Source organism: Nocardiopsis codii, from assembly GCF_036327455.1.
Classification (GTDB): Bacteria; Actinomycetota; Actinomycetes; order Streptosporangiales; family Streptosporangiaceae; genus Nocardiopsis; species Nocardiopsis codii.
This window is the reverse complement of record NZ_JAUZMY010000013.1, coordinates 154,993-181,377: the sequence shown is the minus strand read 5'-3', so window position 1 is coordinate 181,377 and position 26,385 is coordinate 154,993. Positions and strand designations below refer to the sequence as shown.

The 26,385-nt window shown below is 74.0% G+C and carries 23 protein-coding genes and 2 riboswitches; of the genes, 15 read left to right on the top strand and 8 right to left on the bottom strand.

Annotated elements, in window-relative coordinates; translation table 11 throughout:
- Positions 1 to 34: 34 nt before the first annotated feature.
- Positions 35 to 877, bottom strand: coding sequence for an NUDIX hydrolase (locus Q8791_RS15310; protein ID WP_330092363.1), 843 nt, complete (start codon positions 875 to 877; stop codon positions 35 to 37).
- 411 nt (positions 878 to 1,288) lie between these two features.
- On the opposite strand from Q8791_RS15310, the gene ruvC reads away from it, so the two are divergent.
- From ruvC to Q8791_RS15280, 6 genes are all read left to right on the top strand, one after another.
- The gene (gene ruvC / locus Q8791_RS15305; protein WP_330092362.1) at positions 1,289 to 1,837 is read left to right on the top strand and encodes a crossover junction endodeoxyribonuclease RuvC; all 549 of its coding nucleotides are present in this window, start codon (positions 1,289 to 1,291) and stop codon (positions 1,835 to 1,837) included.
- Positions 1,838 to 1,887: 50 nt separating this feature from the next.
- Positions 1,888 to 2,502: a Holliday junction branch migration protein RuvA gene (gene ruvA / locus Q8791_RS15300; protein WP_330092361.1), complete on the top strand. Its 615-nt coding sequence runs from the start codon at positions 1,888 to 1,890 to the stop codon at positions 2,500 to 2,502.
- Between the two features lie 9 nt (positions 2,503 to 2,511).
- Positions 2,512 to 3,657: a Holliday junction branch migration DNA helicase RuvB gene (gene ruvB / locus Q8791_RS15295; RefSeq protein ID WP_407942004.1), complete on the top strand. Its 1,146-nt coding sequence runs from the start codon at positions 2,512 to 2,514 to the stop codon at positions 3,655 to 3,657.
- Between the two features lie 347 nt (positions 3,658 to 4,004).
- Positions 4,005 to 4,370: a preprotein translocase subunit YajC gene (gene yajC, locus Q8791_RS15290; protein ID WP_330092360.1), complete on the top strand. Its 366-nt coding sequence runs from the start codon at positions 4,005 to 4,007 to the stop codon at positions 4,368 to 4,370.
- 120 nt (positions 4,371 to 4,490) lie between these two features.
- A complete protein-coding gene (locus Q8791_RS15285; protein WP_330092359.1) occupies positions 4,491 to 5,045 on the top strand; it encodes an adenine phosphoribosyltransferase in 555 nt (184 codons plus the stop codon).
- A 535-nt stretch (positions 5,046 to 5,580) separates the two neighbouring features.
- Positions 5,581 to 7,755, top strand: coding sequence for a RelA/SpoT family protein (locus Q8791_RS15280; RefSeq protein ID WP_330092385.1), 2,175 nt, complete (start codon positions 5,581 to 5,583; stop codon positions 7,753 to 7,755).
- Between the two features lie 183 nt (positions 7,756 to 7,938).
- On the opposite strand, the gene Q8791_RS15275 is transcribed toward Q8791_RS15280, so the two are convergent.
- The 4 genes from Q8791_RS15275 to Q8791_RS15260 all read right to left on the bottom strand — a co-directional run bounded on the left by Q8791_RS15275 (position 7,939) and on the right by Q8791_RS15260 (position 11,556).
- A complete protein-coding gene (locus Q8791_RS15275) occupies positions 7,939 to 8,406 on the bottom strand; it encodes a nitroreductase/quinone reductase family protein (protein WP_330092358.1) in 468 nt (155 codons plus the stop codon).
- Between the two features lie 194 nt (positions 8,407 to 8,600).
- On the bottom strand, positions 8,601 to 9,791 hold the full coding sequence (locus Q8791_RS15270) for an acyl-CoA dehydrogenase family protein (protein ID WP_330092357.1): 1,191 nt from the start codon (positions 9,789 to 9,791) through the stop codon (positions 8,601 to 8,603).
- A gap of 71 nt (positions 9,792 to 9,862) precedes the next feature.
- Positions 9,863 to 11,164, bottom strand: a complete 1,302-nt coding sequence (locus Q8791_RS15265; RefSeq protein ID WP_330092356.1) for a CaiB/BaiF CoA transferase family protein — start codon at positions 11,162 to 11,164, stop codon at positions 9,863 to 9,865.
- Between the two features lie 8 nt (positions 11,165 to 11,172).
- The gene (locus Q8791_RS15260; protein WP_330092355.1) at positions 11,173 to 11,556 is read right to left on the bottom strand and encodes a DUF3870 domain-containing protein; all 384 of its coding nucleotides are present in this window, start codon (positions 11,554 to 11,556) and stop codon (positions 11,173 to 11,175) included.
- A 378-nt stretch (positions 11,557 to 11,934) separates the two neighbouring features.
- Positions 11,935 to 12,049, top strand: a riboswitch (SAM riboswitch).
- A gap of 60 nt (positions 12,050 to 12,109) precedes the next feature.
- Here Q8791_RS15260 and Q8791_RS15255 point away from each other — a divergent pair.
- The 3 genes from Q8791_RS15255 (at position 12,110) to Q8791_RS15245 (ending at position 15,441) form a co-directional block, all read left to right on the top strand.
- Positions 12,110 to 13,489, top strand: coding sequence for an aminotransferase class V-fold PLP-dependent enzyme (locus Q8791_RS15255; protein WP_330092354.1), 1,380 nt, complete (start codon positions 12,110 to 12,112; stop codon positions 13,487 to 13,489).
- 711 nt (positions 13,490 to 14,200) lie between these two features.
- Positions 14,201 to 14,908, top strand: coding sequence for an SAM-dependent methyltransferase (locus Q8791_RS15250; RefSeq protein ID WP_330092353.1), 708 nt, complete (start codon positions 14,201 to 14,203; stop codon positions 14,906 to 14,908).
- Positions 14,899 to 15,441, top strand: coding sequence for a DinB family protein (locus Q8791_RS15245; RefSeq protein WP_330092352.1), 543 nt, complete (start codon positions 14,899 to 14,901; stop codon positions 15,439 to 15,441). The genes Q8791_RS15250 and Q8791_RS15245 overlap by 10 nt, the downstream gene beginning before the upstream one ends.
- 21 nt (positions 15,442 to 15,462) lie before the next feature.
- On the opposite strand, the gene Q8791_RS15240 is transcribed toward Q8791_RS15245, so the two are convergent.
- On the bottom strand, positions 15,463 to 17,649 hold the full coding sequence (locus tag Q8791_RS15240) for a primosomal protein N' (RefSeq protein WP_330092351.1): 2,187 nt from the start codon (positions 17,647 to 17,649) through the stop codon (positions 15,463 to 15,465).
- Positions 17,650 to 17,758: 109 nt separating this feature from the next.
- Here Q8791_RS15240 and fmt point away from each other — a divergent pair, with 109 nt between their 5' ends.
- Both fmt and Q8791_RS15230 read left to right on the top strand, forming a co-directional pair.
- Positions 17,759 to 18,694, top strand: a complete 936-nt coding sequence (fmt, locus tag Q8791_RS15235; protein ID WP_330092350.1) for a methionyl-tRNA formyltransferase — start codon at positions 17,759 to 17,761, stop codon at positions 18,692 to 18,694.
- 75 nt (positions 18,695 to 18,769) lie between these two features.
- A complete protein-coding gene (locus Q8791_RS15230) occupies positions 18,770 to 20,239 on the top strand; it encodes an RsmB/NOP family class I SAM-dependent RNA methyltransferase (RefSeq protein ID WP_330092349.1) in 1,470 nt (489 codons plus the stop codon).
- Between the two features lie 48 nt (positions 20,240 to 20,287).
- Here Q8791_RS15230 and Q8791_RS15225 read toward each other — a convergent pair whose 3' ends face one another.
- A complete protein-coding gene (locus Q8791_RS15225) occupies positions 20,288 to 21,316 on the bottom strand; it encodes a hypothetical protein (protein WP_330092348.1) in 1,029 nt (342 codons plus the stop codon).
- A gap of 3 nt (positions 21,317 to 21,319) precedes the next feature.
- Complete coding sequence (locus Q8791_RS15220; RefSeq protein WP_330092347.1) at positions 21,320 to 21,715, bottom strand: hypothetical protein; 396 nt, start codon at positions 21,713 to 21,715, stop codon at positions 21,320 to 21,322.
- 260 nt (positions 21,716 to 21,975) lie between these two features.
- Between Q8791_RS15220 and rpe the strand changes: the two genes are divergently transcribed.
- The 4 genes from rpe (at position 21,976) to Q8791_RS15200 (ending at position 26,333) form a co-directional block, all read left to right on the top strand.
- Positions 21,976 to 22,647: a ribulose-phosphate 3-epimerase gene (gene rpe, locus Q8791_RS15215; RefSeq protein WP_330092346.1), complete on the top strand. Its 672-nt coding sequence runs from the start codon at positions 21,976 to 21,978 to the stop codon at positions 22,645 to 22,647.
- 241 nt (positions 22,648 to 22,888) lie between these two features.
- Complete coding sequence (locus tag Q8791_RS15210) at positions 22,889 to 24,001, top strand: phosphatase PAP2 family protein (RefSeq protein WP_330092345.1); 1,113 nt, start codon at positions 22,889 to 22,891, stop codon at positions 23,999 to 24,001.
- A gap of 70 nt (positions 24,002 to 24,071) precedes the next feature.
- Positions 24,072 to 24,200, top strand: a riboswitch (FMN riboswitch).
- A gap of 119 nt (positions 24,201 to 24,319) precedes the next feature.
- Positions 24,320 to 24,952 carry a riboflavin synthase gene (locus Q8791_RS15205; RefSeq protein ID WP_330092344.1) on the top strand — a complete coding sequence of 211 codons (633 nt, stop codon included), beginning with the start codon at positions 24,320 to 24,322 and terminating at the stop codon, positions 24,950 to 24,952.
- Between the two features lie 91 nt (positions 24,953 to 25,043).
- Positions 25,044 to 26,333 (top strand): bifunctional 3,4-dihydroxy-2-butanone-4-phosphate synthase/GTP cyclohydrolase II, encoded by a 1,290-nt coding sequence (locus Q8791_RS15200; RefSeq protein ID WP_330092343.1) that lies wholly within the window; start codon positions 25,044 to 25,046, stop codon positions 26,331 to 26,333.
- Positions 26,334 to 26,385: the final 52 nt, after the last annotated feature.

Genomic DNA, 26,385 nt, shown 5'->3' with positions numbered 1-26,385 from the left:
TGGCGTGGTCCCCGTCGCGGTCGTCCCGCCCCGGTCACTGGGTGCTCCTCAGCAGGGGCGGGTGCAGGAGCGCGGCGCCCCCGGCCCGGTAGAGGCGGGCGCGGCGTCCGCCGCCGGGGCCGCCGTGCTCGGCGAGTTCCCCGGTGTCCTCCACGAACCCGGGGGTGGCGAGGATCTTGCGGTGGAAGTTGGCGGCGTGCAGTGTGCGCCCCCACACCGCCTGGTAGACCTCCCGCAGCGCGGTGATGGTGAAGGCGGACGGCAGGAACGCGGTGGCCAGAGCGGTGTACTCCAGCTTGGAGCGGGCGCGCTCGACCGCGTCGGCGATGATCCGCCCGTGGTCGAAGGCGAGGTCGCGGTCGGCGCGGGTGTCCTCGCCGAGTCCGAGTCCGAGCCCGCTCCACGGGACCCAGGCCGCCTCCTCGGTGTCGCGGCCGCTGTGGGGGTCGGGCAGGTCGGGGGCCAGGAGCATGTGGGCGACCGAGAACACGCGCATGCGGGGGTCCCGGCCCCGCGCCCCGTAGGTGCCCAGCTGCTCCAGGTGCAGTTCGGTGGGCAGGCGGGTCTTCTCCGACAGCACGCGCAGGGCGGCGTCGGGCAGGTCGGGGTCGGCGGGGCCGTCCGGCCCGTCCTCCGCCCGGACGAACCCGCCGGGCAGGGCCCACCAGCCGCGCTGCGGGTGGGCGGCGCGCCGGGTCAGCAGCACGTGGGGGGTGCCCGCCCTCCGCGCTCCGTCCTCCCCGGCGTCGCCCTCCGGCCGGATGGTGAGGGCGACGACGTCGACCGTGACCGCCGCGGGGGCGAAGGCGTGGGGGTCGTAGCCCGAGAGGAACCGGCTCTCCGGCCCGTCGTGCGGTGGCGTCCTGGCGTCGGTCACGTGCGGTTCCTTGTTCTTCTCAGTCTGAGTTTTTCTCGATCTGAGGTGAACTTAGCACGCGGTTCGGCCTCCGTCCACCCCTTTCCCGTTGCCCGCCCCCGGGACGGGTCCTTCCGGGCGGTGGAGCGCAGGAGGAACCACACGGCGGCCGCGAACCAGGAGAGTCCGACCGTCAGGACCATCCGCTGTCCCAGGCCGTGGAAGCCGTGCTCCGCGGACGCCGTGAAGGCCGCGGAGAGCGGCGGGACGAGCGCGCCCCGGGCTCGACTGAGCCGCCGCGCCGTCGCCGGGGAAGCGGCGGCGGGGCGGCGACACGCCCGGGCGGGCGGACGGCGGGGGTCGGTGCCCACCGCTAGCATGGTGCGAACGGACGTTCGACCGGCTGTGCGAAGACGAGCGAGGGTGTGCGGAGTGCGAGTGTTGGGGATCGACCCGGGGCTGACCCGGTGCGGCGTCGGTGTCGTCGAGGGGGCCATCGGCAAACCGCTCACCCTGCTCGGGGCCGACGCCGTCCGCACCAGCCCCGACACCGAACTCCCCCAGCGGCTCGTCGGCATCGAGCGCGGGATCGAGGAGTGGCTGGACCGGTTCCAGCCCGACGCGGTCGCCGTGGAGCGGGTCTTCGCCCAGCACAACCTCAGCACGGTCATGGGCACCGCCCAGGCCAGCGGCATCGCCCTGGTGTGCGCCGCCCGGCGGGGCCTGCCCGTCGCGCTGCACACCCCCAGCGAGGCCAAGGCCGCCATCACCGGCAGCGGCCGTGCCGACAAGGCACAGGTCGGCACCATGGTGGCGCGTATCCTCGGACTCGACGGTCCCCCCAGACCCGCGGACGCGGCGGACGCCGTCGCCCTGGCCATCTGCCACATCTGGCGCGGTGGGGCCCAGGCGCGCGTCGCACAGGCCGCACAGGACTTCGCCCGCAAGGTGGAACTCGCCCGCCGTACCCGCGGCCGCTAGTTCCCCGCCCCCAGGAAGGAGAAGGGCGCCGCCCCCGGTGCCCGCACGAGATGATCGCGTTCCTCACCGGCCGGGTGGCCGCACGTGGCGCGGGCAGCGCCGTGATCGACGTCGGCGGGGTCGGCATGACCGTCCAGTGCACCCCCTCCGCACTGTCCCGGCTGCACGTCGGCGAGACCGGCACCGTCGCCACCAGCCTCATCGTCCGCGAGGACTCCCTGACCCTGTTCGGGTTCGCCGACGACGACGAGAGGCACCTGTTCGAGCGGGTGCAGACGGCCTCCGGTGTCGGGCCGCGCCTGGCCCTGGCCATCCTCTCCGTCCACAGCCCGGCCGGCCTGCGCCAGGCCGTGGCGACCGAGGACACCGCGGCGCTCACCCGCGTGCCCGGCATCGGCAGGAAGGGCGCGCAGCGCATCGTCCTCGAACTGGCGGGCAAGCTGGAGTCGCCGGTCCTCGGCGACGGCACGCTGCCGCCCGCCGACGGCGCCCCCGCGGGGGTGTCCGACTCCGCCCGGCGCGCGCAGGTCGTCTCCGGCCTGGTCAACCTCGGCTGGTCGGCCAAGGACGCCGAGGCCGCCGCGGCGGCCGTCACCGCCGAGTCCGAGTCCACGGACGTCGCCGTCCTGCTGCGTACCGCTCTGCGCAGGCTCAGCCGCGCCTAGGAGGGAGGGATGGACCCCATGCACGAACCGCACGAGCCCCGCGAGGCGTACGAGCCCGCCCCCTACGAGCGCGAGGCGGTCTCCTCCGACGCCAGCCTCGACGACCGCCAGGTCGAGGGGGCCCTGCGCCCCCGCGCCCTGGACGAGTTCGTCGGACAGAAGCGGGTGCGCGAACAGCTCTCCCTGGTGCTCGACAGCGCCCGCAGGCGCAACCGGGCCCCGGACCACATCCTCATGTCCGGCGGCCCCGGTCTGGGCAAGACCACCCTGGCCATGATCGTCGCCGCCGAGATGGGCGCCCCGCTGCGCATCACCTCGGGCCCCGCCATCGAGCGGTCCGGCGACCTGGCAGCGGTGCTGTCCACCCTCCAGGAGGGCGAGGTGCTGTTCCTGGACGAGATCCACCGGATGGCCCGCCCCGCCGAGGAGATGCTCTACGTGGCGATGGAGGACTACCGGGTCGACGTCGTGGTCGGCAAGGGGCCCGGAGCCACCGCGATCCCCCTGGAGATCGCCCCGTTCACCCTGGTCGGGGCCACCACCAGGGCGGGCATGCTCCCCGCCCCGCTGCGCGACCGGTTCGGGTTCACCGCGCACATGGACTTCTACTCGCCCGAGGAGCTGGAGCAGATCCTGAACCGCTCCGCCGGGCTGCTCGGCGCACCCCTGGCGGAGGACGCGGCCCGGGAGATCGCCGGGCGCTCGCGCGGGACGCCCCGTATCGCCAACCGGCTGCTGCGCCGGGTGCGCGACTACGCCGAGGTGCGGGGCGACGGGCACCTGTCACTGCGGACCGCCCGCGCCGCGCTCGAACTGTACGAGGTCGACGAACTCGGCCTGGACCGGCTGGACCGCGCCATCCTCGACGTCCTCATGAACCGCTTCCGCGGCGGCCCGGTCGGCCTGTCCACGCTCGCGGTGTCGGTGGGGGAGGAGGCCGAGACCGTGGAGGTCGTGGCCGAGCCGTTCCTGGTCCGGTCCGGCTTCCTGGCGCGCACCCCGCGCGGGCGGGTCGCCACCCCGCAGGCCTGGGCGCACATGGGGCTGACGCCGCCGCCGGACGCCGCGTTCGGCGCGGCGACCGCCGGCGCCGCCGCCGGGGGGTCGGCCAACGGGTCCGCGGCCTCCGGCGGCGCAGGGACGGGGACGCCCTGACCGGGCGGCCTCCGGTACCTCCTGACGGGGTGGGCTGACACGGGGCGCCTGTCCGGGCACAATGGGTTCCGCGTGCGTGAAACGGGGCTGAACCGTTAACACTCCGATCTCGGTCGGTGGGGGATTGGTGACCGGCGCCACGTAAGCTGGGACGAATCAGCCGATACGGGGCATGGCTCCGTACGTGTCGTTGGACACCGGCGGAACGAGTTGGACGTCCGGTGCGTTGTACGTGCCGGATGTGGTCCGGATCGTTCCCGGTTCGGTCGACACGAAGAAGGTGGCCGCCGAGGTGTCCCAACCGGCACCCGTGGGCCACGTGACGAAACGTCAGGAAGGACGCCCCCGTGCAGGGCCTTTACCACCTCGCCGACGCAGCAGAGCCCACGGGCGGGCTTCTCGGTATGCTGTTCCCGTTCCTGATGATCATCCTGGTCTTCTGGCTGCTGTTCTGGCGCCCGAACCAGAAGCGTCGCCAGCAGGAGGCGCAGATGCAGAGCGCTCTCGCCCCCGGCGTCGAGGTGATGACCAAGGCGGGCATCTTCGCGACCATCGTCGAGATCCACGAGCAGGACGTCCTGCTGGAGATCTCGCCCGGCACGCGCATCCGCATGCTCAAGGCCGGCGTCGGTGAGGTCATCACGCCCGCCGCCGACGACACCCCGGTCGAGGACCGTCCCGACTTCGGCGACGACGACAAGCCCAAGGGCTGACGGCCGCAGGCCCCGGCGGGGTCCACAGACTTCGGTACCGGCCCCCTCTCCGGGGCCGGTACCGCCGTGTCCGGCCCCGGCGCCACAGCTCCGACACCACAGCAGAAGGTCCCACCGCACATGCCCCACGACACCGCGACCGCGGACGGCGCGCCGAGCCTGGAGCTCATCAAGGCCCACATCCGCGACATCCCGGATTTCCCGCACGCAGGCATCCTGTTCAAGGACATCACGCCGCTGCTCAACCACCGGGAGGCCTTCGCCGCCGCCGTGGCCGGGCTCTGCGCCCCCTACCGCGACGCCGGGGTGGACCACGTGGTCGGACTCGAGGCGCGCGGATTCATCTTCGGTGCCCCGGTCGCCATGGAGTTGGGAGCGGGCTTCGTCCCCGCCCGCAAAGCGGGGAAACTGCCCTCGGACACCATCGACCAGTCCTATGATCTGGAGTACGGCACCGCGACCGTCGAGATCCACGCCGACGCGATCACCCCGGGCAGCCGCGTGCTCATCGTCGACGACGTCCTCGCGACCGGCGGCACCGGCAGGGCCGCGGTGGACCTCGTCCGCAAAGCGGGTGGTACGGTCGTGGGATTCTCCGTCCTGATGGAGCTCTCAGCGCTCCACGGGCGCGGGAAGTTGCCCGACGTGGAGTTGCACACCCTCCTCTCGGTCTGACCCCGAGCCGCACCGATCCCGGCGCCGCCCCCAGGGAATGCGCGGCGGTCCGTCATCGTTGACGTACTCCACCGCGGGGTGTGACACGCCCAGTGACCTGAGTCACTCGTTGTCGTACCTGGTGGGGTGGGGTCTGCGGCCGAACACTAGACTGGTGGGAGAGGTACCGCGGCGACCATGTCACGACCGGCCCTGATGACACGCACGTGCACCGGTGGAGGCGGGCGGCGCTGACGGCGCCCGCGCGACCCGGGCGAATCCGCGGGAGGTAGGCATGCCAAACGAAGTGGTTTCGACCGGGGCCGTATCCGCGAGCGAGCCGCGGCGGCCCGCCGTGCCGGGAGCACACGCGGACGGCACCGGCGTGCCGACCGCGGACACAGGACCACAGAAGGACCGCCCGGAGGGCGCCGCGACCGGAGCGGCGCCCTCCGACGTCTACGGGGAGGGGCGGCAGCCGTCCCCCTCCGCGACGCCCTCCACGGTGCGAGTACGCAGAAGGCTCGCCCGACTCGGCGCCCAGCGGGGAGTGACGATGAACCCGGTGCTCGAACCACTGATCAAGACCGTGCGGGCCACCCATCCCAAGGTGGACGTGCGGCTGATCGAGCGGGCCTACGAGGTGGCGGCCCACCACCACCGCGAACAGAAGCGCAAGAGCGGCGACCCCTACATCACCCACCCGCTCGCGGTCGCCACGATCCTCGCCGAGCTGGGGATGCAGGAGGCCACCCTCGCCGCCGCGCTGCTGCACGACACCGTCGAGGACACCGAGTACTCGCTCGACGAGCTGCGCGCCGACTTCGGCGACGAGATCGCCGAGCTCGTCGACGGTGTCACCAAGCTCGACAAGGTCAAGTACGGCGAGGCCACCCAGGCCGAGACGGTCCGCAAGATGGTCGTGGCGATGGCCCGCGACATCCGCGTCCTGGTCATCAAGCTGTGCGACCGCCTGCACAACATGCGCACCCTGCGCTACCTGCCGTCCAAGGCGAAGAGGGAGAAGAAGGCCCGCGAGACCCTGGAGATCTTCGCCCCGCTGGCCCACCGGCTGGGCATGAACACCATCAAGTGGGAGCTCGAGGACCTGGCGTTCGCCACCCTCTACCCCAAGCGGTTCGACGAGATCGCCCGCCTGGTGTCCGAACGCGCTCCCCGGCGCGACGTGTACCTCCAGGAGGTCATCGAGGCGGTCTCGGGCGACCTGCGCGAGTCCAAGCTCAAGGCGACCGTGCGCGGACGCCCCAAGCACTACTACTCCATCTACCAGAAGATGATCGCCCGCAACTGCGGCTTCGACGAGATCTACGACCTCATCGCCGTGCGGGTCCTGGTGGACAGCGTCCGCGACTGCTACGCGGCCCTCGGAACCATCCACGCCCGGTGGAACCCGGTGCCGGGGCGGTTCAAGGACTACATCGCGATGCCCAAGTTCAACATGTACCAGTCGCTGCACACCACGGTGATAGGGCCCTCGGGCAACCCCGTCGAGCTCCAGATCCGCACCCGGGCGATGCACCGCAGGGCCGAGTACGGCATCGCCGCGCACTGGAAGTACAAGGAGGACCGCAACAGCGGCCCCGAGGCCAGGCCCAAGGGCAGCACGGACATGCAGTGGCTGCGCCAGCTCATCGACTGGCAGCAGGAGACCAAGGACCCGGGCGAGTTCCTGGAGTCGCTGCGGTTCGACCTGTCCGTGCAGGAGGTGTTCGTCTTCACCCCCGACGGCGACGTCATCCCCCTCCCGCAGGGCGCGACCGCCGTCGACTTCGCCTACGCGGTCCACACCGAGGTCGGCCACCGCACCGTCGGCGCCAGGATCAACGGCCGCCTGGTGCCGCTGGAGAACGAGCTGCACAACGGCGAGACCGTCGAGATCCTCACCTCCAAGACGCCCGACGCCGGCCCCAGCCGCGACTGGCTGAACTTCGTCAAGAGCGCCCGCGCCCGCAACAAGATCAGGCACTGGTTCACCAAGGAGCGCCGCGAGGCGGCGATCGACCAGGGCAAGGACGAGATCGCGAAGGTCATGCGCAAGCAGGAGCTGCCGGTCAAGCGCCTGTTCAGCGGTGAGGCGCTCATCGCCCTGGCCGGCGACCTGCGCTACCCGGACGTGGACTCCCTCTACGCGGCCGTGGGCGAGCACCAGGTCAGCGCGCAGAGCGTCGTCGCCAAGCTCGTCGACTCGATGGGCGGGCTGGAGAGCCACACCGAGGACATCGCGGAGTCGTCCCTGCCCACCAAGGCGCCCCGCCAGCGCCAGTCCGGGAACCCCGGCGTGGTCGTGGAGGGCGACGCCGACGTGTGGGCGCGACTGTCCAAGTGTTGTACGCCGGTCCCCGGCGACGAGATCATCGGCTTCGTCACCCGCGGCAACGGCGTGTCCGTGCACCGCGAGGACTGCGTGAACGCGGCGACCCTGGACACCGAGCGCATGGTCAAGGTGGACTGGTCGCCCACCGACGACTCGATGTTCCTGGTGGCGTTGCAGGTGGAGGCCCTGGACCGGTCCCGCCTGCTGTCCGACATCACCCGGGTGCTCTCGGACCAGCACGTCAACATCCTGTCCGCGACCGTCCAGACCAGCCGCGACCGGGTCGCCCAGAGCCGGTTCACCTTCGAGATGGCCGACCCGGCCCACCTGGGCAGCGTGCTCCGCGCCGTCCGCGGCGTGGACGGCGTCTACGACGTCTACAGGGTCCGCAACTAGGCCCCGCTCCGTGCGGCCCGGCCGCGTCCACCGGGCCTCCTCCCGGCGCGCCTCCGCGCCCGGGAGGGCGCGACCGCGCCGGACGCCGCGCAGCGTCCCGAGAGGGACCGTCCGGACAGCCGGGAGGCCCCGGCCGTCCCCTCGCGGGGCGTCCGGGGCCTCCCCGTGTTCCGGCGCGCGGCCTCAGATACGGATCGTCGTGGAACGCACGATCTCGAAGACCGGGTGCCGGTCGGCCTCGGCGGCGAACGCCTCGTCCGGGGCGTCCGGAGGCGCTTCGAAGTACGGTCCCACCACGGCGGCCCGCGGGTGGTTCACGTACTCCCGGAGCAGGGGGCCGGCCTCCTCGGGTCCGAGTTCGCGCACGCTCACGAGCTCGATCCAGCCACCCTGCCGCAGGGTCGCGAACCCGTCCTTGCGGAGGTTGCGCACCCAGTCGACCTCACCGTACGGGGAGACCAGGAACCTGCCCCGGTCGCTGTCCAGCACGTCGAGCGGGATGGTGCGCAGGAAACCCGACTTGCGCCCACGCGTGGTGAGCAGGTGGGTCGCGGGCGTTCCCAGGCCGTACTTGACCAAGCCGCTGACGAAGGCGTTGGCGACCCGCCGCACCCGCGTCATCTCGAACCGCTTCGTCGGTTCGTTCACCATCTCGGTAACTCCCTCGATCGGATGCTCCCCATTGTGGTGGTTCCGAGCGACCGGCGACACCGGGAGAGGGTCATATCCGGGCGTCCGGCCCCCGCGGCGCCCCGCTCCCCGCCTCCTGCGACCCAGCCCGGCCCTCCCCGGGGGCGGGACGCGCGGGCCCGGCCGGAGCGGGGCGGAGCCCCCGGGGACGCGGGTCAGCGGAACGCGGAGATCCCGGTCACGGCCTGGCCGATGCTGAGCGCGTGGATCTCCTCGGTGCCCTCGTAGGTGGCGACCGTCTCCAGGTTCACCATGTGGCGCATCACCGGGTACTCCAGGGTGATGCCGTTCGCACCGTGGACGCCGCGGGCGGTCCGCGCCACCCGCTGGGCCGCGGCCACGTTCGCGAACTTGCCGAAGCTCACATGGTTGTGGTGGCAGTTCCCCTCGTCCTTCAGGCGGCCGATCCGGAGCGCCGTCATGCCCGCGTGGTTGACGTCCACGACCATGTCGGCGAGCTTGCGCTGGGTGAGCTGGAACCCGCCGATCGGCTGTCCGAACTGCTCGCGGGTCATCGCGTACTCCCGGGACGCCTCGTAACAGGCGCGCGCGGCGCCGACGACGCCCCACACGATCCCGTAGCGCGCCTCGTTCAGACAGGACAGGGGGGACCCCAGGCCCTTCGACCCGGGGAGCACCGCGTCGGCGGGCAGGCGCACCCCCTCCAGGACGAGCTCGGAGGTGATGGACGCGCGCAGCGACAGCTTCCTGTGGATGACGTTGGCCGAGAAACCCGGGGTGTCGGTGGGCACCACGAACCCGCGGATGCCGTCCTCGGTGGCGGCCCACACCACGGCCACGTCGGCGACCGACCCGTTGGTGATCCACATCTTGGTGCCGTCGAGCACCCAGTCCGAGCCGTCCCGCCGGGCGCGGGTGCGCATGGAGCCGGGGTCGGAGCCCGAGTCGGGCTCGGTCAGCCCGAAGCAGCCGATCGCGTCGCCCGCCGCCATCCTCGGCAGCCACGCGGTCCTGTGCTCCTCGGAGCCGAACTTGTGGATGGCGGCCATGGCCAGCGAACCCTGCACGGACACGAAACTGCGCAGGCCCGAGTCGACGGCCTCCAGCTCGCGGCAGGCCAGCCCGTAGGCCACGGCGCTGGAGCCGCCGCATCCGTACCCCTCCAGGTGCATGCCCAGGAGCCCCAGGTCCCCGAAGGCCTTGGCCAGGCCGCGCGGGTCGGGCAGGGTGCCCGCGTCGAACCACTCGGCCACGTTCGGCAGCAGTTCGCGCCCGGCGAAGCCGCGCACGGCGTCACGGACGTCCCGCTCGGTGTCGGACAGCTCGGCGTCCACGGCCAGGAAGTCGTGCGGGTCCGGGGCGGAGGCCCTGCGGGAGTCGCTCATGGGTGGGTGTCCCTTCGTGGTGCGGTCGGCGGTGCGGCCCGGTGCGGGATGCGGGGGCCGCGGCGGTCGTGTCAGTGCGCGGCCGGCGGCTCGGGGTCGGGCTCGTGGACGGCGCCGCGGGTGACCATCGCGTCCACACGCGCCCCGTCCACGCCGAGTTCGGTGAGGATCTGGCGGGAGTGCTGTCCCAGGAGCGGCGGCGCCGCGAGCGGCGGGGGAGTGCCCTCCAGGCGGAAACCCGCCCGGACCTGTTCGAGGAGCCCGGCCGTGGGGTGCTCGACGGTGCGCAGGACGTCGTCGCCGTTCGCGTCGGCGGTGCGCAGCGCGTCCAGTACCCCCCGCACCCGCCCCACCGGGACCCCCGCCCCTACCAGCAGGTCCATCCAGTGGTCGGCCGGTTCGGCGCGCAGGACGGCGGACAGCTCTCCCACCAGCTCGTCCCTGTGGGCCACCCGCCCGGGGTTGGTGGCGTAGCGCGGGTCCTCGGCCAGGTCGGGGCGGTCCAGTGCCCGGCACAGCCGCTGGTACAGGGCGTCGTTGCCGGCGGCGACCACGATCTCCGCGTCGGCGGTGGGGAAGACCTGGTAGGGGACGATCGTGGTGTGCGCGTTGCCGACACGGGCCGGTTCGGCCCCCGTCACGAGCGCCTGCTGGGTGAGGTTGACCAGGCCGGACAGGGTGGAGTTGATCAGCGACGCGCTGATGTTCTCGCCCCGGCCGGTCACACGGGCCCTCATCAGCGCCCCCAGGATCCCGACGGCGGCGTTGAGACCGGTCAGCACGTCGGTGAGGGCCACCCCCACCTTGCTCGCCGGGCCGTCGGCGGGGCCGGTGGTGGACATCAGGCCGCTCTCCGCCTGCACGACGATGTCGAACCCGGGACGGGTGCTCGGTTCGTGCTCCGGGCCGAAGCCGCTCACCGAGCAGTACACGACGGCCGGGTTGCGTGCGCTCACCGCCTCGTAGCCGAGGCCGAGCCGGTCGATCACGCCGGGCCGGAAGTTCTGTACGACCACGTCGGAGGACGCGCACAGCTCCTGGACGGCGGCCAGGCCGTCGGGGTCCTTCAGGTCCACGGCCAGGCTGCGCTTGTTGCGGTTCACCGACAGGAAGTAGGCCGCCTCGCCGGGGCCGTCCCCGCCGTCGGCGGGGCCCGCCCAGGGCGGGCCCCACGCGCGGGTGTCGTCGCCGCGCCCGGGCTGCTCGACCTTGACCACCTCCGCTCCCATGTCGGCGAGGAGCATGGTCGCGTACGGGCCCGCGAGCACGCGGGAGAGGTCGGCGACGCGCACCCCCGCGAGGGGGAGCGGGGCGGCCGGGCCCGGCCCGGGGCCGGGGGCGTCGTCGCCGGGAACGGGCGGGGTGTCGGTCACGAGGGGTGTCACTCCTTGGCGTCGGGGCCGCCGGGCAGCTGGTCGCCCTCCCGCAGCTGGTAGTAGGACTCCAGGCAGCGGCGCAGGGCCGTGGTCAGTGCGGCGCCGGACTGGCCCGCGTACCGCGTCTGTACCCGTTGGACCAGTTCGGCGATGTCCTCGGTGACCGAGGCGCCCTCGACCAGGGCGCGGAAGAAGTCCTTGCCCAGGTCGGTGAGCAGGGTGGTGTCCGCGGCGACGATGCGGCCGTCCGCGGTGTCCACGGCGAGGACGACGCCGAGCCGCTGGTACTGGGAATGGCTCGCCACCGAGTCGGGAAGACGGGCGTAGCCGGAGATGAGGACAACCCTGGGGTTGCGGAGAACCTGCTGGATACGGTCGTCGCCGTGCAACGGACACACCTCTCGCTCGCGGGCATGCGAAAACTCCAACGCTCTGGAGTCTCGCGCCTGGAGGGTGGCCGGGGGAAACCGGGCACCGGCGGCGTGAGGGCAGGCACCCCAAGTATGGCCCGACCGGTTCGGCGGCTGTCAAGCGGGGCGCGGCCCGCGCGTTCGGCGAACGCCCGCACCTCCCCCGTCCCCTCGCGCGGGCAGGGTGCCCTGGACCGGTGCGCCCGGCGGACCAGCGGCCCGCCCGGCCTGCGCGGGCGGGGGACCGCGCCCCGGGCCCCGGGCCCCGCTGCGCCGCGGGGCGGGCGGCGGGGTGGTCCAGGCCACACAAGGGCCCGGCTGGTCGGCCCCGCCGCGCGTGTGTTAGCCTGCGTCGCAGGTCACGAGTACCAGCGCGAAGCCCCGGCTTGCTGGTCGGCAACCCTCCTTCCGCGGTGGGGTGCCCCGGGTGAGGACCAGGTCCCGACACAACCGTGTCAGACAAGCGCGGACCCCTGTGGCGTAGCCGTGACGGCACCCCTGTGGGTCCCATGACCCGCAGAAGAGGTGCTTCATGACCGTTGTCAGCCCCATCCACACCGCGCGTTCGTTCCGTTCCGGTGCTCCGTCCGGATCCGCCGACCGCCCCTCGGGCGACACCGCCGGGTGCACGATCGTCGCCGCGGACGAGGGCGTCCCCCTGGTCACCGGCGAGCGCGTCGAGTACGCGAACTTCGACTACGCCGCCAGCGCCCCCTGCCTGTCCCCGGTCGCGGACGCCCTGGCCGACGCGCTGCCCTACTACGCGAGTGTCCACCGGGGCGCGGGCCACCACTCGCAGGTGAGCACCGACGCCTACGAGCGGGCCCGGCGCAGCGTGGCCCGGTTCCTCGGGGCCCGGTCCGAGCCCGCGGACGCGGTGGTGTTCGTGCGCGGCACCACCGACGCCCTCAACCTCCTGGCCCGCTCCGTGCCCGAGGGCTGCACGGTGGTCGTGTTCGAGACCGAGCACCACGCCGCACTCCTGCCCTGGGAGCACCCCGCCGCCCGTGCCGGGAGCGTGGTCCGCCTGCCGCTGCCCGCCACCGCCGAAGCCGCCGTCGAGGCGGCCCGCACAGCGCTGCGGGAGGCCCCCGAGGGGCCGAGGCTGCTGTGCGTGACCGCCGCCTCCAACGTCACCGGTGAGATCTGGCCGGTCGAGGAACTGGTGGCGGCGGCGCACGCCGAGGGCGCCCGCGTGGTCGTGGACGCCGCCCAGTACGTGCCGCACCTGCCGTTCAGCCTGGAGGAGACGGGCGCCGACTACGTGGCGCTGTCCGCGCACAAGCTCTACGCGCCCTTCGGCTCCGGGGTGCTGGCCGGACGCGCCGACTGGCTGCGCGAGGCCACCCCGTACCTGTCCGGGGGCGGCGCCACCCGACTGGTCACCGAGCACGACGTGGTGTGGAACGACCTCCCCGCGCGGCACGAGGCGGGCAGCCCGAACGTCCTCGGCGCGGTGGCGCTGGCCGCCGCCTGCGACACCCTCACCCCGGCCACCCAGGAACTCCTGCACATCCGCGAGTCCGCGCTCCTGGAGCGGCTGCGCGCCGGGCTGGCCGCCGTCGCGGGCGTCACCGAGCTGACCCTGTGGGGCCCCGAGCACCCGCGGGTCGGCATCATCTCGTTCACGGTGGACGGCCTGCCCGCCGACCTGCTGGCCGCCGCACTGTCCGCCGAGCACGGCATCGGGGTGAGGGACGGCCTGTTCTGCGCCCACCCGCTCACCCGGCACCTGCTGCCCGAGGGCCACACCCAGGCCGTGCGGGCGAGTCTGGGGGTGGGCACCACCGCGGAGCACGTGGACCGGCTCGTCGGCGCGGTCGCCGACCTGGTCGCCAATGGCCCGGCCTGGGAGTACGCCGACTGCGACGGCCGCCTGGCCCCGGTTCCGGACCCGCGCAACGTGCTCTGACGCGGGGACGGCCCCCGTCGACGGGCGCCCCGGTGACCGGCACGGTCACCGGGGCGCGCTGCGTCCGGGGCCCGCGGGGGGGCGCTGCCCGTCTCCCGCGTGCCTCCGCGCCTGGCTCTCTCGCACCCCTCGTGCCGCCTCGTCCCCGCCCCGGCGCACCGACGACCCTCACGGCCCGTACCCTCCGCGGTCGGTGCCTCCCGTGCGCGTGTCCCCGGTCCTGCGGGCTCTCGCCCTTCCCGTCCCCGCGCCTCCGGTCCCCCGCACTCGGTGGGGCCCGCCGGCGAGGCGGCCCGCGCGCGGGAGGCCGTTCCCGGCGGGCCCGCTGTGGCCGGTGGCGGGGCCGGGCGCGTCGGTGGTCGCACGGCAGTGTGCGGCGTCCGCGGGGAGGCCGACCACGGCCCCGTCGCGTCGCTGAGCGGGCGGCCGCGCGCAGGGGAGGCGGGCCGGTGCCGGTGGCGGCAGCCCCGCACCCTCCGGGCACCGGAACGTGTCGGGAAGCCCTTCCGGGGCGGAGGATCCGGAACCTTGCTACGCACCGAACAACAAAAAGTACAACAAGGCACATTTCACTCCATGGTGTGCCGGGAATCACTTTCCCAGCCTGTAGCATCAGGCCCTGACGGCATGGCGTGACGCCGACGGACCCGACCGGTTCGCTCCGCGGCGCGTCCTGCCTCCCACAAGCGAACCGGCTGGGGGAGCGTGATCGTGACGGACGTCCGAGGGCCCAAGGCGGGTCCGCTCGCGGCCGTGTTCCGGCAACGGGAACCCGTGCAGGTGCCAGGACGACGGTCGCGCGTGGTCAGCCTCGACCCGCGCGCGGGCGAGCCAGCCGCCACCGGGCAGAGCGAGCACACCCGCCTGCACCGGGCCTTTCTCGGACGGGTCATCGACTACCTGCGCGCCGACGCCGGTGTCCGCCAGTTCGTCGACTGGGGCTGTCCCGTGCCCGGGACCACCGAGCGCGTCCACGCCTGCGACCCCGACGCCACCGTCGTCCACCTGGCCCCGCACGGCGCGGCGGGCATGCTCCCCACCGCCAACGCGGCAGTGCTCTCCGGCGACGGTTCCGGTACCGCGGGGCTCCTGCGCCGTCTGGGGACCTCCGGGCTCGTCGACTTCGACGAGCCCGTCGCCGTTCTGATGACCCGGCCCTTCACCGCCGACGACCCGCCCGAGGGCATCGGGGGCCTGCACGCCCTCATGCGCGGCGGCGGCTACCTCGCGCTCGCGTCCCCCGCCCCCCGGGCCGTGGTCGAGCGCGCCTTCCACCCCTTCCTCCCTGTTGAACCAGGTGTGGCCGATCTGCGATGGTGGCCCTATCCGGACGAGGACGTGTCCGACCGGGGAACCGGAACCCTGGCAGGGCTGGGCCGTGCGCCCGGGAGCGGAAGGGGGACCCGCAGATGGCGGTGAACTGGACGGGTGAGGTTCTGGCGCAGGTCCAGTTCTACTGGGAGTACTCGCTCTGGCCACGGCTGGAGGGGCTGACCGACGCCGAGTACCACTGGCTGCCCGCACCCGGGGCCTGGACCGTGCGCCAGGGGGCGGACGGGCGGTACCAGCCGGACTCGGCGGTCCCCGAACCCGAGCCGCCGCCCGTGACCACGATCGCCTGGCGGCTCGGACACCTCGTGGTGGACGTCCTGGAGACCCGCACCAACTGGCACTTCGGCGACCGCACCTACACCCGGGAGAGCGTCAACTGGCCCGGCGACGCGGTCGAGGCCAAGCAGCGTCTGCGCCACGCCTACGAGGTCTGGTCCGAGCACATCCAGGCCCTCGACGAGGACGGCCTGTCCGCGCCGGTGAGAGGCACCGAGGCGCCCCAGTGGGCGGGCTTCCCGACGGTCGCGCTCGTGCTGCACGTCAACCGGGAGATCATCCACCACGGCGCCGAGATCGCGCTGCTGCGCGACCTCTACCGCGCCCAACCCTCCCGGACCTGAACCCGGCCGCCCGGACGGCGGTCAGACCACGTGCAGCGGGTCCACCCGCACCTGGGCCAGGTGCTCGTCGCCGCGCGCGCTGCGCGCCGACGCGGCGGCCTTCAACGAGCGGGCCAGCGCGCCCACCCCGTCGCGGGGCACCCGCAGGAGGGCGCGCTCCGTCGGTGAGCCCTCGCCTCCCGGCCCGCGCTCCGCGGCCACCGGTACCGGCCCGAGCAGTTCGGCGCCCTCGGGCAGGTCCACCTGGGCGAGGAGTTCGCGCACGTGGTCCGGGGCCCCGGTGATCGACGCCATGGACACGGCGGGGGGAAACCCCAGCTCCCTGCGTTCGGCCAGCTCGCGTTCGGCGAACCCGCCGGGATCCCACCTGACCAGGGCCTGCACCACCGGCAGCGACACATCGGCCGACACCACCACGGTGCCGCCCGGCCGCACCAGGGCGGCGGCGTTGAACCAGCGGCGCAACGTCTCCTCCGAGGCCCGGAGGTCGGCCCTGTTCAGCAGCGCCCAGCCGTCGAGCAGCACGGCCGCCGCGTACCCGCCGTCCCTGACCACCGGTTCGGCCCCGGGCGTGGCCACCACCAGGGAGGGCTTGTCCGGGACCTCCGACAGCACCTCGTCGCGCCCGGACGTGCGCACGGTCAGCGAGGGGAAGGCCCGGCCCAGCTCCTCGGCGGTCCGGCGGGCGCCCACCACCACGGCCCGCATCCGGGTCGCCCCGCAGTCGGGGCACGCCCACTGCCCGGCGACCCGTCCGCACCAGCCGCAGGAGGGCAGGGCGTTCGCCTCGCGGATCGCGAGCGGCCCCCGGCAGTTCTCGCAGCGCGCGGGTTCGCGGCAGCCCGCGCAGGCCAGGGTGTTGAGGTAGCCACGGCGCGGCACCTGGAACAGCACCGCCCCCGTCCTGGCCGCCTCCCGCGCCGACTTGAGGGCCAGGCTCGGCATGCGGGCCGTGCGGGCCGCCTCGTCGCGGGCGAGCTCGCGGTCGTCCCCGGCGGCCTTGACGACCGGGGCCCGGCTGCGCAGCGTCGCCCGGTCGGCGACCAGCGGGTGCGCCCACCCGGACTCGACCATGAGCTGTGCGTCCGTGGTGCGGGTGTGCCCGCCGAACAGGACCCCCGCCCCCGTCCGGTGGGCCCTCATGGCCAGCACGGTCCGGGCGTGCGGGTAGGGCGTGTGCGGGTCCGTGTGCACGTCGTCGCCGTCGTCCCAGAGCACGACCAGGCCGAGGTCGCGGACGGGGGCGAAGATCGCGGTGCGGGTTCCCACCACCACCCGGACCTCTCCCCGCAGCAGCGACAGCCAGCGCCGGTAGCGCGGGGTCGGGCCGAGGTCGGCGGGCAGCGCGACGTGCCGTCCCTCGCCCAGGCGGCGGATCATCGCCGCGTCGACCGCCTGGACGTCGCGGCTGTTGGGGAGCACCACCACGGTGCCGTGCCCCGCGGCCAGGGAGGCCTCGGCGGCCACCGCGACCGCGTCCGCCCAGTCGGTTCCGGGAAGGGCGTTCCAGACCGCCCGGGGAGCGCGCCCACCGCGCAGGGCGCCCACGAAGGCGGGGCCCTCCGGGTAGTCGCTCCAGGGCCCGGGGTCGACCTCCGGTACCGGGGCCCCGTCCTCCGGTACCGGGGCGCCCTCCGCCGGGGGGGCGTCGGCGGGGTCCCCGGACGGCTGCTCCGGCCCTCGTCCGGTCTCCTCCGGATCCTCCGCGTCCTTCTCCCGGGCCTGCGCCGCCCGGTCGTTCTCCCGCTCCACCCGCACCCGGCGCGGCGGGACGGCGAGCTTGACCACGTCGTTCAGGGTGCCCGCGTACCGGTCGGCGACGGCACGGGCCAACTCCAGGATCTCCGGGGTCAGGACCGGTTCGGAGGAGACCACCTCGGACAGGTAGGCGAGCCGTCCGGAGAACTCCGAGCGCTCCACCCGCTCCGCGATGAACCCGCCGAGCAGCCGGTGGTGGAAGACGACCTTGACCCGGCAGCCGGGAACGGCGGCCCCGTCCAGGTCGGCGGGGACCCGGTAGTCGAAGAGGCGGTCCAGGTGGGGGAGGGGGGTGTCCACGACGACGCGCGCGACCGACAACCGCCCGGCCGGCTTCCTCGGCTCCGGGCGGGACGCCTGCTCTGCCTCGGCCCTGGCCGCGGCTCTGGGGTCCACCAGCTCCGACAGGTCGAAGAGGGCGTCGCTGGGTTGGTCGGACTGCGCTGTCATCACCACTGGTCTACCAGAACCGTCCGACACCGCCGCTCCTCCGCGACGGGAACCCTCCCGGTGACTGGTAGAACAGTGTCCCGTACGCGCAGCGGAGGGGGATCCGATCATGAAGCTCGTCTTTGCCGGAACACCGGAGGTGGCGGTGCCCTCGCTCCGGGCGCTGCTCGGCTCCGAGCACGAGGTCGCGGCCGTGGTCACACGGCCCGACGCCCGTTCCGGACGGGGCCGCCGGATCTCCGCCAGCCCCGTCGGCGAGGTGGCCGAGGCCGAGGGCATCGAGGTCCTCAAACCCGCCAAGGCCGGCGACCCCGAGTTCCTTGAGCGCCTCGCGGAGATCGCCCCCGACTGCTGCCCCGTGGTCGCCTACGGCGCCCTGCTGCCGCAGTCCGCCCTGGACATCCCCCGGCACGGCTGGGTGAACCTGCACTTCTCCCTGTTGCCCGCCTGGCGCGGCGCCGCCCCCGTCCAGCACTCGGTGCTGCACGGCGACGACGTCACCGGCGCGTCCACCTTCCGGATCGTCAAGGAGCTCGACGCCGGGCCCGTCTTCGGGACCCTGGTCGAGACCGTGCGCCCCACCGACACCAGCGGAGAGCTCCTCGGACGGCTGGCGGTCTCCGGCGCCGAACTCCTCAAGCGCACCATCGACGGCATCGCGTCCGGGCAGCTCGAACCGGTCGAGCAGCAGCCCGACGGGCTGTCCTACGCGGCCAAGCTCACCGCCGCGGACGCCGAGCTCGACTTCACGCACCCGGCCCTGCGCGTGGACCGGGCGGCCCGCGCCTGCACCCCCGCCCCGGGCGCCTGGACGACCTTCCGCGGCACCCGCCTCAAGGTCGGGCCCGTCACCCCCGTGACCGACGCGGACACCCCCGACCTCGACCCCGGGCAGCTCCACGCGGGCAAGAAGCACGTCCTCGTCGGCACCAGCACCCACCCCGTCGCCCTGGGCGAGGTACAGCCCCAGGGCAAGCGCGCCATGGCCGCCGTGGACTGGGCGCGTGGCGTGCGTCCCACCGAAGATGACCGACTGGGCGCGTGAGCTGCCGTAGTCTCGTCCTGGCGGGCCGAACGGCCGCCCGCCAGGCCCCGTCCCCGGTTTGTTGAGGCAGCACACTTGAGCGAGCAGTCCCGATCCCCGTACCGCCGGCCCCGCCGGGGCGGAAAGCCCGTACAGGGCGGTGGACAGGGAGCGTCGGGGCCGCCCGCGCCCCGTGACCCCGCCCGCAGGGTCGCCTACGACGTCCTGTGCGCCGTCGAGCAGCGCGACGCCTACGCCAACCTCCTGCTGCCCGCCCTGCTCACCGAGCGCGGCATCAGCGGACGCGACGCCGCCCTGGCCACGGAGCTGACCTACGGCACGCTGCGGCTCCAGGGCACCTACGACGCCATCCTGGAGGCGTGCGTCGACCGCACGCTCGCCTCCGTGGACGCCGACGCGCTGCCGGTGCTGAGGCTGGGGGCCCACCAGCTCCTGTCCACGAAGATCCCGCCGCACGCCGCCGTCAGCGCCACCGTCGACCTGGCCCGCCGTGTGGTGGGCCACCACCGGGGACGCTTCGTCAACGCCGTGCTGCGCAAGGTGTCGGCCCGCGACCTGGACGAGTGGACCGCCGTGATCGCCCCCGACCGCGAGCGCGACCCCAGCGGGTACCTGTCGGTCGTGCGCAGCCATCCGCGCTGGGTGGTCAAGGAGCTGGCGCGGGCGCTGGGGGAGCGCTCCTCCACCGGGCTCGTCCGCACCGAGAGCCTGCTGGCCGCCCACAACGAGCGGCCCCGGGTGACACTGGTGGCCAAGCCCGGCCGCTCGACCGTCGAGGACCTGGTGGCCGCGGGCGCGGAGGAGGGGCGCTACTCGCCCTTCGCCGCCTACCTGCCCCAGGGCGACCCGGCGGCGATCCGCGAGGTCCGCCAGAGCCGGGCCGCGGTGCAGGACGAGGCCAGCCAGCTGGTCGCCCTCGCCCTGACCCGGGTCGACGCGCACGGCGACGACGCGCTGTGGCTGGACATGTGCGCGGGCCCGGGCGGCAAGGCCGGTCTTCTGGCCTCCCTCGCCGGACAGCGCGGGGCCCGCCTGCTGGCGTCCGAGGTGCAGCCCGCCCGTGCGGGGCTGGTCGCGACGGCCGTGCGACGCGCCCCGCGCGACGCCGGACGGGTGGTGGCGGCCGACGGCACCAGGCCCGCCTGGCGGCCCGGGGTGTTCGACCGCGTCCTGGTGGACGCGCCGTGCACGGGCCTGGGCGCGCTGCGGCGCCGCCCGGAGTCGCGCTGGCGCCGCACCGAGAACTCCGCGGCCGAGCTGGCGCCGCTCCAGCACGACCTGCTGGTCAGCGCCGCGGACGCCGTCCGGCCCGGCGGGGTCGTGGCGTACGTGACGTGCTCTCCGCACCTGGATGAGACCGACGGCATCGTCCGCCGCGTCCTCTCGGAGCGGGACGATCTGGCGCTGCTGCGCGCGGCCGACTACCTGGACGAGGTACCGGACCTGGCCGCGGGCCCGGACGGGAACTACGTCCAGTTCTGGCCGCACGTCCACGGCACGGACGCGATGTTCCTGGCCCTGTTCCGCAAGGCCGGCCGGGACTGATCCGCCGGGGGCCCGGGCGCCCGCCCGGGTCCCCTCCACGCCCTGCTGTCAGTGCGCCTGTCCGTCCGGGTCCGTGGCCGTTCCGTCCGACGGCGCGGCGGGCGCGGGTGACGCCCCGGGGCCGCCGGACGCCGCGGCGGAGCCGCTCCCCCCGTCCGGGGGCGGCGGGGGCATGCTGGCCCTGAGCCGGAGGGTGAGCCGTTCGCCCAGGTCCCGGTCGAACCGCCCCTCGTGGCAGACCCCCACGTGGTCGGCCAGGTCGACCGCGTGCAGGCGGACGGAGGCCTCGACCAGCGTGGCGTAGGTTTCGGCCGCCGCCCGGGTCCGCCACCGCGCGATCGCGGCCAGGACCGCGGAGACGAGCGCGGCGGGGTACCACCACGCGGCCAGCGGCAGGTAGAGCAGCGCCCACGCGGCCAGACCCGTGGCGCGCGCCAGAGCGTCCCGGGCCTCGGTGACCTCCAGGCGGACCTCCTCCGGCAGGACCAGCCACAGGTGCGGCCACAGGACGGCGAGATCGGCGTCGTGGTCGCGGTCCAGGCGCGTGCGCACCGCCCCGATCCGGTCCCCGGCCCAGGTGGGGCGCTCGGGCCTCTCGGGGGAGAGCCGCGCCATCCGGTCGTAGGCGGACACGAACGCGACCTCCCCGTCCCGCCCTTCCGCGTCGTCCGCCGCCCGGGTCCGCTCGACCTCGCCGCGGAGGCGGTCCCACCTGCGGCGGCGCGACTCCACCCACCGGACGGTCCACCCGCGCAGCGGAGGCGGCCACCGGTGCCAGTCGGCGGCCGTCCACAGGCTCTCGACGAGGCGCCCGGTCCCCTGGGCGAGGAGTCCGACGGCGGAGCTCCCGGCGAGCACCGCGGCGAACACCACGGCCTGCCCGCCGAAGGTGTCCACGCGCGGGTTCTCGGCCCAGCGGGTGATCTCCGCGACCAGGTGGCCCGCGTCCCAGGCCCGGTCCCAGCCGAGGAGGTACGCGGCGAGGGCGACCGCCAGGTACAGGGCGCCGGGCAGTGCGAGGGCGGACACCCACCGCTCGGTGAGCCTCGCTCCCAGCTCCGTCAGGAGGCCGCCCACGGTCTACGCCCGCCGGGGGGCGCGGAGCGGGCGGTCGCCGACCCGGCAGGTCGGAGGGTCCTCGGCCGGGTTGGGCTCCCAGGTCCGGGAGCACCTGCCCTGAGGGCAGCGGTAGAGCGCGGAGGCCGGCCTGGGGAGCCCGATGCCCGACGGTGCGGGGTTGAGGGCTCCCACCCGGTGGGCGCCCGCGGCGTAGCCGTGCAGGCCCGCGCCGTCTCCCAGCGCCACCAGGGCGCGGTGCAGGTCGTCCAGTGCCGCCGACACCCCCCGGTCCTCGACGGCGGCCGCGATCACGGCGTCGACGAGGGAGCTCGCGCCGTCCACCCCGGAGAGCCGGCCGCGGATCTCGTCGGCGTGCTCGCAGACGGTGCCCAGGCGGGTCTCGGTGCCGTCGCCCATGGGGGTTCCTCCGGTCGCTGGGGGGCTGACTGCGGTGAGCGTACCCCCGCGGGGCCCGACGACGCGGGGCTTTTCGGAGTCCTCTTCCTGCCGGACCGGGAGACGTTGTGAATCTACAACGTAAAGCCACCGGTTCCGAGTGCGGACTCCGACGGGGAGAACCACGGACGGGGGGCGCGGGCCCCGCCGTACGCCGCGTCCGCCCAGCTCCCACCCCCGCAGAGGGCAGAACCCCCGGGCCGCCTGGCTACACTGCTGGCGTGGCAATCCAGATCTCACCCAGCATCCTGAGCGCCGACTTCGCGCACCTCGCCGACGAAGCCGCCGCGGTCTCCCCGTCCGCCGACTGGCTCCACGTCGACGTGATGGACGGGCACTTCGTCCCCAACCTCACCCTCGGCCTGCCCGTCGTCGAGTCCCTGCTCAAGGCGACCGACACCCCCTTGGACTGCCACCTGATGATCGAGGACCCCGACCGCTGGGCCCCGGCCTACGCAGAGGCGGGCGCGGGCAGCGTCACCGTCCACGCCCGGGCCGCGAGCGCCCCCGTGCGCACCCTGCGCGAGATCCGCCGCCTCGGCGCGCGCGCCGGTCTGGCCCTCAACCCGGCCGAGCCCGTCGAGCCCTACGCCGACATCGTCGGCGAGATGGACATGCTCCTGCTCATGACGGTCGAGCCCGGCTTCGGCGGCCAGAGCTTCCTCGACGTGGTCCTGCCCAAGATCCGGCGGGCCCGCGAGATCCTCGACACCCGTGAGGCCTCCGTCTGGCTCCAGGTCGACGGCGGCGTCAGCGCCGAGACCATCGAGCGCGCCGCCGAGGCCGGAGCCGACGTCTTCGTCGCCGGATCCGCCGTCTACGGAGCCCAGGACCCGGCCAAGGCCGTGGAGTCCCTGCGCGCCCTCGCCGTCGAGGCGGCCGGCGGCAGGTGAACCGGACCGGGGGCGACCCCGGTCCCACCCGACGCGGTCCCGGAGGCCGCCGCGCATAACGATCCCGGGGCGGTGCCGTGTGCGGCTGGTCACCCGGCGCCGGTACCCCTATGCTTCCGGACCGTAGTCGTCAGTCGAGGATTTCGCTTGGTCGCGGCTCCGTCTTCCCCTCCGCGTACGCGCGCCCGGGGGAGCGGCGCGGCGTGAGCGCGTTGCCAGGCGCGGACACGTGGAGTGCGCGTTGAACGCTCGGACGGCCGGTCACACGGCCATGGACGTGTTGTGGGAGCCGGAGTCCACCGCCATCGGGTGGATCCAGGGCCTGGGGGACTGGGCCGCCGTTCCGCTGCTGGCGATCACCCAGCTGGGCTCGCAGTTCGTCCTGATCCCCCTGGTCGCCCTCGTCTTCTGGTGCGTGAACCCCGGCCTCGGGGCCCGCCTCTTCGTCGCCCTGACGCTGTCCGGGGTGATCAACTATGCGGGCAAGGCCGTGTTCTACGGCGCGCGCCCCTACTGGTACAGCGCCCAGGTCACCGCGTACTCGTCCGGGTCGAGCTTCGGCATGCCCTCGCAGCACGCCCAGGCCTCGACCGTCTTCTGGGGCTATCTGGGCCTCAGGTCGGGGCGCCGCCTCTGGGCGTGGACGGCCGTCGCGCTCATCGCCGCGATCTGCCTGTCCCGGATCTACCTGGGGGTGCACTTCTTCAGCGACGTGCTGGTGGGTCTCCTGGTGGGCGGTGTGATCCTGTGGGCCGCCCTGCGCTGGGAGGACCGGATCGTGGCCTGGTGGCTGGGGCTGGGCACCGCCCGGTGGGTCGGCTGCGCGCTCGCGGTGTCCGTCCTGCCCTGCCTGGTCGCGGCGCTGTGGCAGTCACTGGCACGGGGCGACTGGACGGTCCCGGCGGAGTGGATCGGCGCGACGCCCACCGACCCGGCAGGGCACACCCTCACCAGCCTGTTCACGGTGGCCGGTGCGCTGCTCGGCGGGCTCGTGGGCTTCACCCTGCTCGCCGGGCGCGGCTGGTACAGCGCCGAGGGGAGCGCCACCTCGCGGGCCGCGCGCTTCGCCCTCGGTATCTCCGGGATCGTGGTCGTCCAGGTGGTCGTCCACGTCGTGGCCGGGGGTCTCACGGGCCTGGCGGAGGCGGTCGTGATGTTCGCCGCCTACGCCGGGGTCGCCTTCTGGGCCGCCTTCGGCGCGCCCGAGATGTTCATCCGCAGCGGTCTGGCCGGGCGCCCCGGCGCCGGTGCGCCCGAGGTCCGCGGTCCTGCCGAGGAGGACGGGGGCGACCCGGGGGCGGGCCGTCCCGGTGGCGTTCCCGCGGACGGGACCGCGCGCGACGACGGGAAATGATTCCGGTCACAACGGCTATGCGTCCCCGCTACCGACGCGTTAAGATCCGAAACGTTGAGACAACAGTCAAATGCGTGCTCCGGGGTCGGTGTAATTCCGAACCGGCGGTTATAGTCCGCGACCCGGCCGAATCCATCGGCCGGTTGAACCGGTGTGATTCCGGTACCGACGGTGAAAGTCCGGATGGGAGGCAGCGCGTGTTGGGCCGGTCTGTCCGCCGTGGCTCCCCGTGACGCACGGCGACCAGTCCCGGCCTTGTCGTGGACCCGTTCCACACCCTTGCCCCGGAGCCTGTCAAGGCGAAGGGAATGCACAGGCGTGTTCACCGGAATCGTGGAAGAACTCGGCAAGGTCGTCTCCATCGAGCCCGCCGGCACCACGGGCGAGTCCCTGCTGCTGACGCTGCGCGGCCCCCTGGTCAGCGCCGACGCCGGGCACGGCGACTCCATCTCGGTCAACGGCGTGTGCCTGACCGTCGTCGACCGCGGCGACGGCACCTTCACCGCCGACGTGATGAAGGAGTCCCTGGACCGGTCGTCCCTGGGCGGCCTCTCCGTCGGCTCCGCCGTCAACCTCGAACGCGCCGCCCGCGTGGACAGCCGCCTCGGCGGCCACATCGTCCAGGGCCACGTCGACGGCACCGCCCGCCTGCTCTCCCGGAATCCCGGTGACAACTGGGACGTTCTCCGTTTCGGCCTGCCCGCGGAGCTCTCCCCGTACGTGGTCGAGAAGGGGTCGATCACCGTCGACGGGACCAGCCTCACCGTCTCCGCGGTCAGCGCACCCGGTGCGGACGAGGAGTTCTTCGAGGTCAGCCTGATTCCCGAGACCCTGAGGGCCACCACCCTGGGCGGCCTCCCCACCAGCGCCACCGTGAACATCGAGGTGGACGTCGTCGCCAAGTACGTCGAGCGCATCGCCTCCGTGGCCGCGAGCCGGTCACGGGAGTGACCGCCGGCGCACGGCGCCACGGGACGGACCCGCCGGGGCGGGCCGTCACCACCACACCACCCACACGCACGATCCACCTCAGGGAGCGGTAATGACCGTCACCGACGCCACCCCGTCCACCTCCGACGCGGGTGAGGCCGTGGTCCTCGACCGGATCGAGGACGCCATCGCCGAGTTCGCCGCCGGGCGGGCCATCGTGGTGGTGGACGACGAGGACCGCGAGAACGAGGGCGACATCATCTTCGCCGCCGAGCTCGCCACGCCCGAACTGCTGGCGTTCATGATCCGTCACACCTCCGGCGTGGTGTGCGTCCCACTGGAGGGCGGCGACCTCGACCGCCTGGACCTGCCGCTGATGACCGCGCGCAACGAGGAGAGCCTGCGCACCGCGTACACGGTCACCGTCGACGCCCGCGAGGGTGTCAGCACGGGCATCTCCGCCGCCGACCGCGCGCTCACCGTGCGCCTGCTGGCCTCCGCCGGGAGCCGCCCCGTCGACTTCGTCCGCCCCGGCCACATCCTGCCGCTGCGGGCCCGCCCGGGCGGTGTCCTCGCCCGCCGCGGCCACACCGAGGCGTCGGTGGACTTCGCGCGCCTGGCCGGGCTGCGCCCCGCGGGGGTGCTCGCCGAGGTGGTCAACGACGACGGCACCATGGCCCGCCTGCCCCGGTTGCGCGAGTTCGCGGACGAGCACGGCCTGAAGCTCGTGTCGGTCGAGCAGCTGGCCGCCCACCGGGTGGCCCTCGGTGAGACCCTCACCGAGGAGGAGGCCCACCCGCCGCTGGTCACGCGCATGGTCGAGACCCGTATGCCCAACGAGCACGGCGAGTGGCGCGCCGTCGGTTTCAAGGGGACGGCGGACGGCGCCGAGCACGTCGCGCTGGTCCTCGGTGACCTGGCGGACGGCACCGACGTCCTGGCCCGCCTGCACTCGGAGTGCCTCACCGGGGACGCGTTCGGCTCCCACCGCTGCGACTGCGGCGCCCAGTTGGACGCGGCCATGGCCGACATCGCCGCGGAGGGCCGCGGGGTGGTCGTCTACCTGGGCGGCCACGAGGGCCGGGGGATCGGCCTCCTGCACAAGCTGCGCGCCTACAGCCTCCAGGACCGGGGCGCGGACACGGTCGACGCCAACCTGAGACTGGGGATGCCCGCCGACGCCCGCGAGTTCGGCGCCGGGGCCCAGATCCTCAGCGACCTGGGGGTGGCGTCGGTGCGCCTGCTGTCGAACAACCCCGACAAGGCCGAGAGCCTGGAGCGCCACGGCATCCGGGTCAAGGAGCGGGTCGGCATGCCGTCCTTCGTGACGGAGGACAACATCGCCTACCTGCGCACCAAGCGGGACCGTATGGGGCACGACCTGGCGGACGTCGCCGACTGAGCCGCCCGCCGGCACCGCCGTCGCGGAGGGCGCCGGACACGGCGCCTTTGGG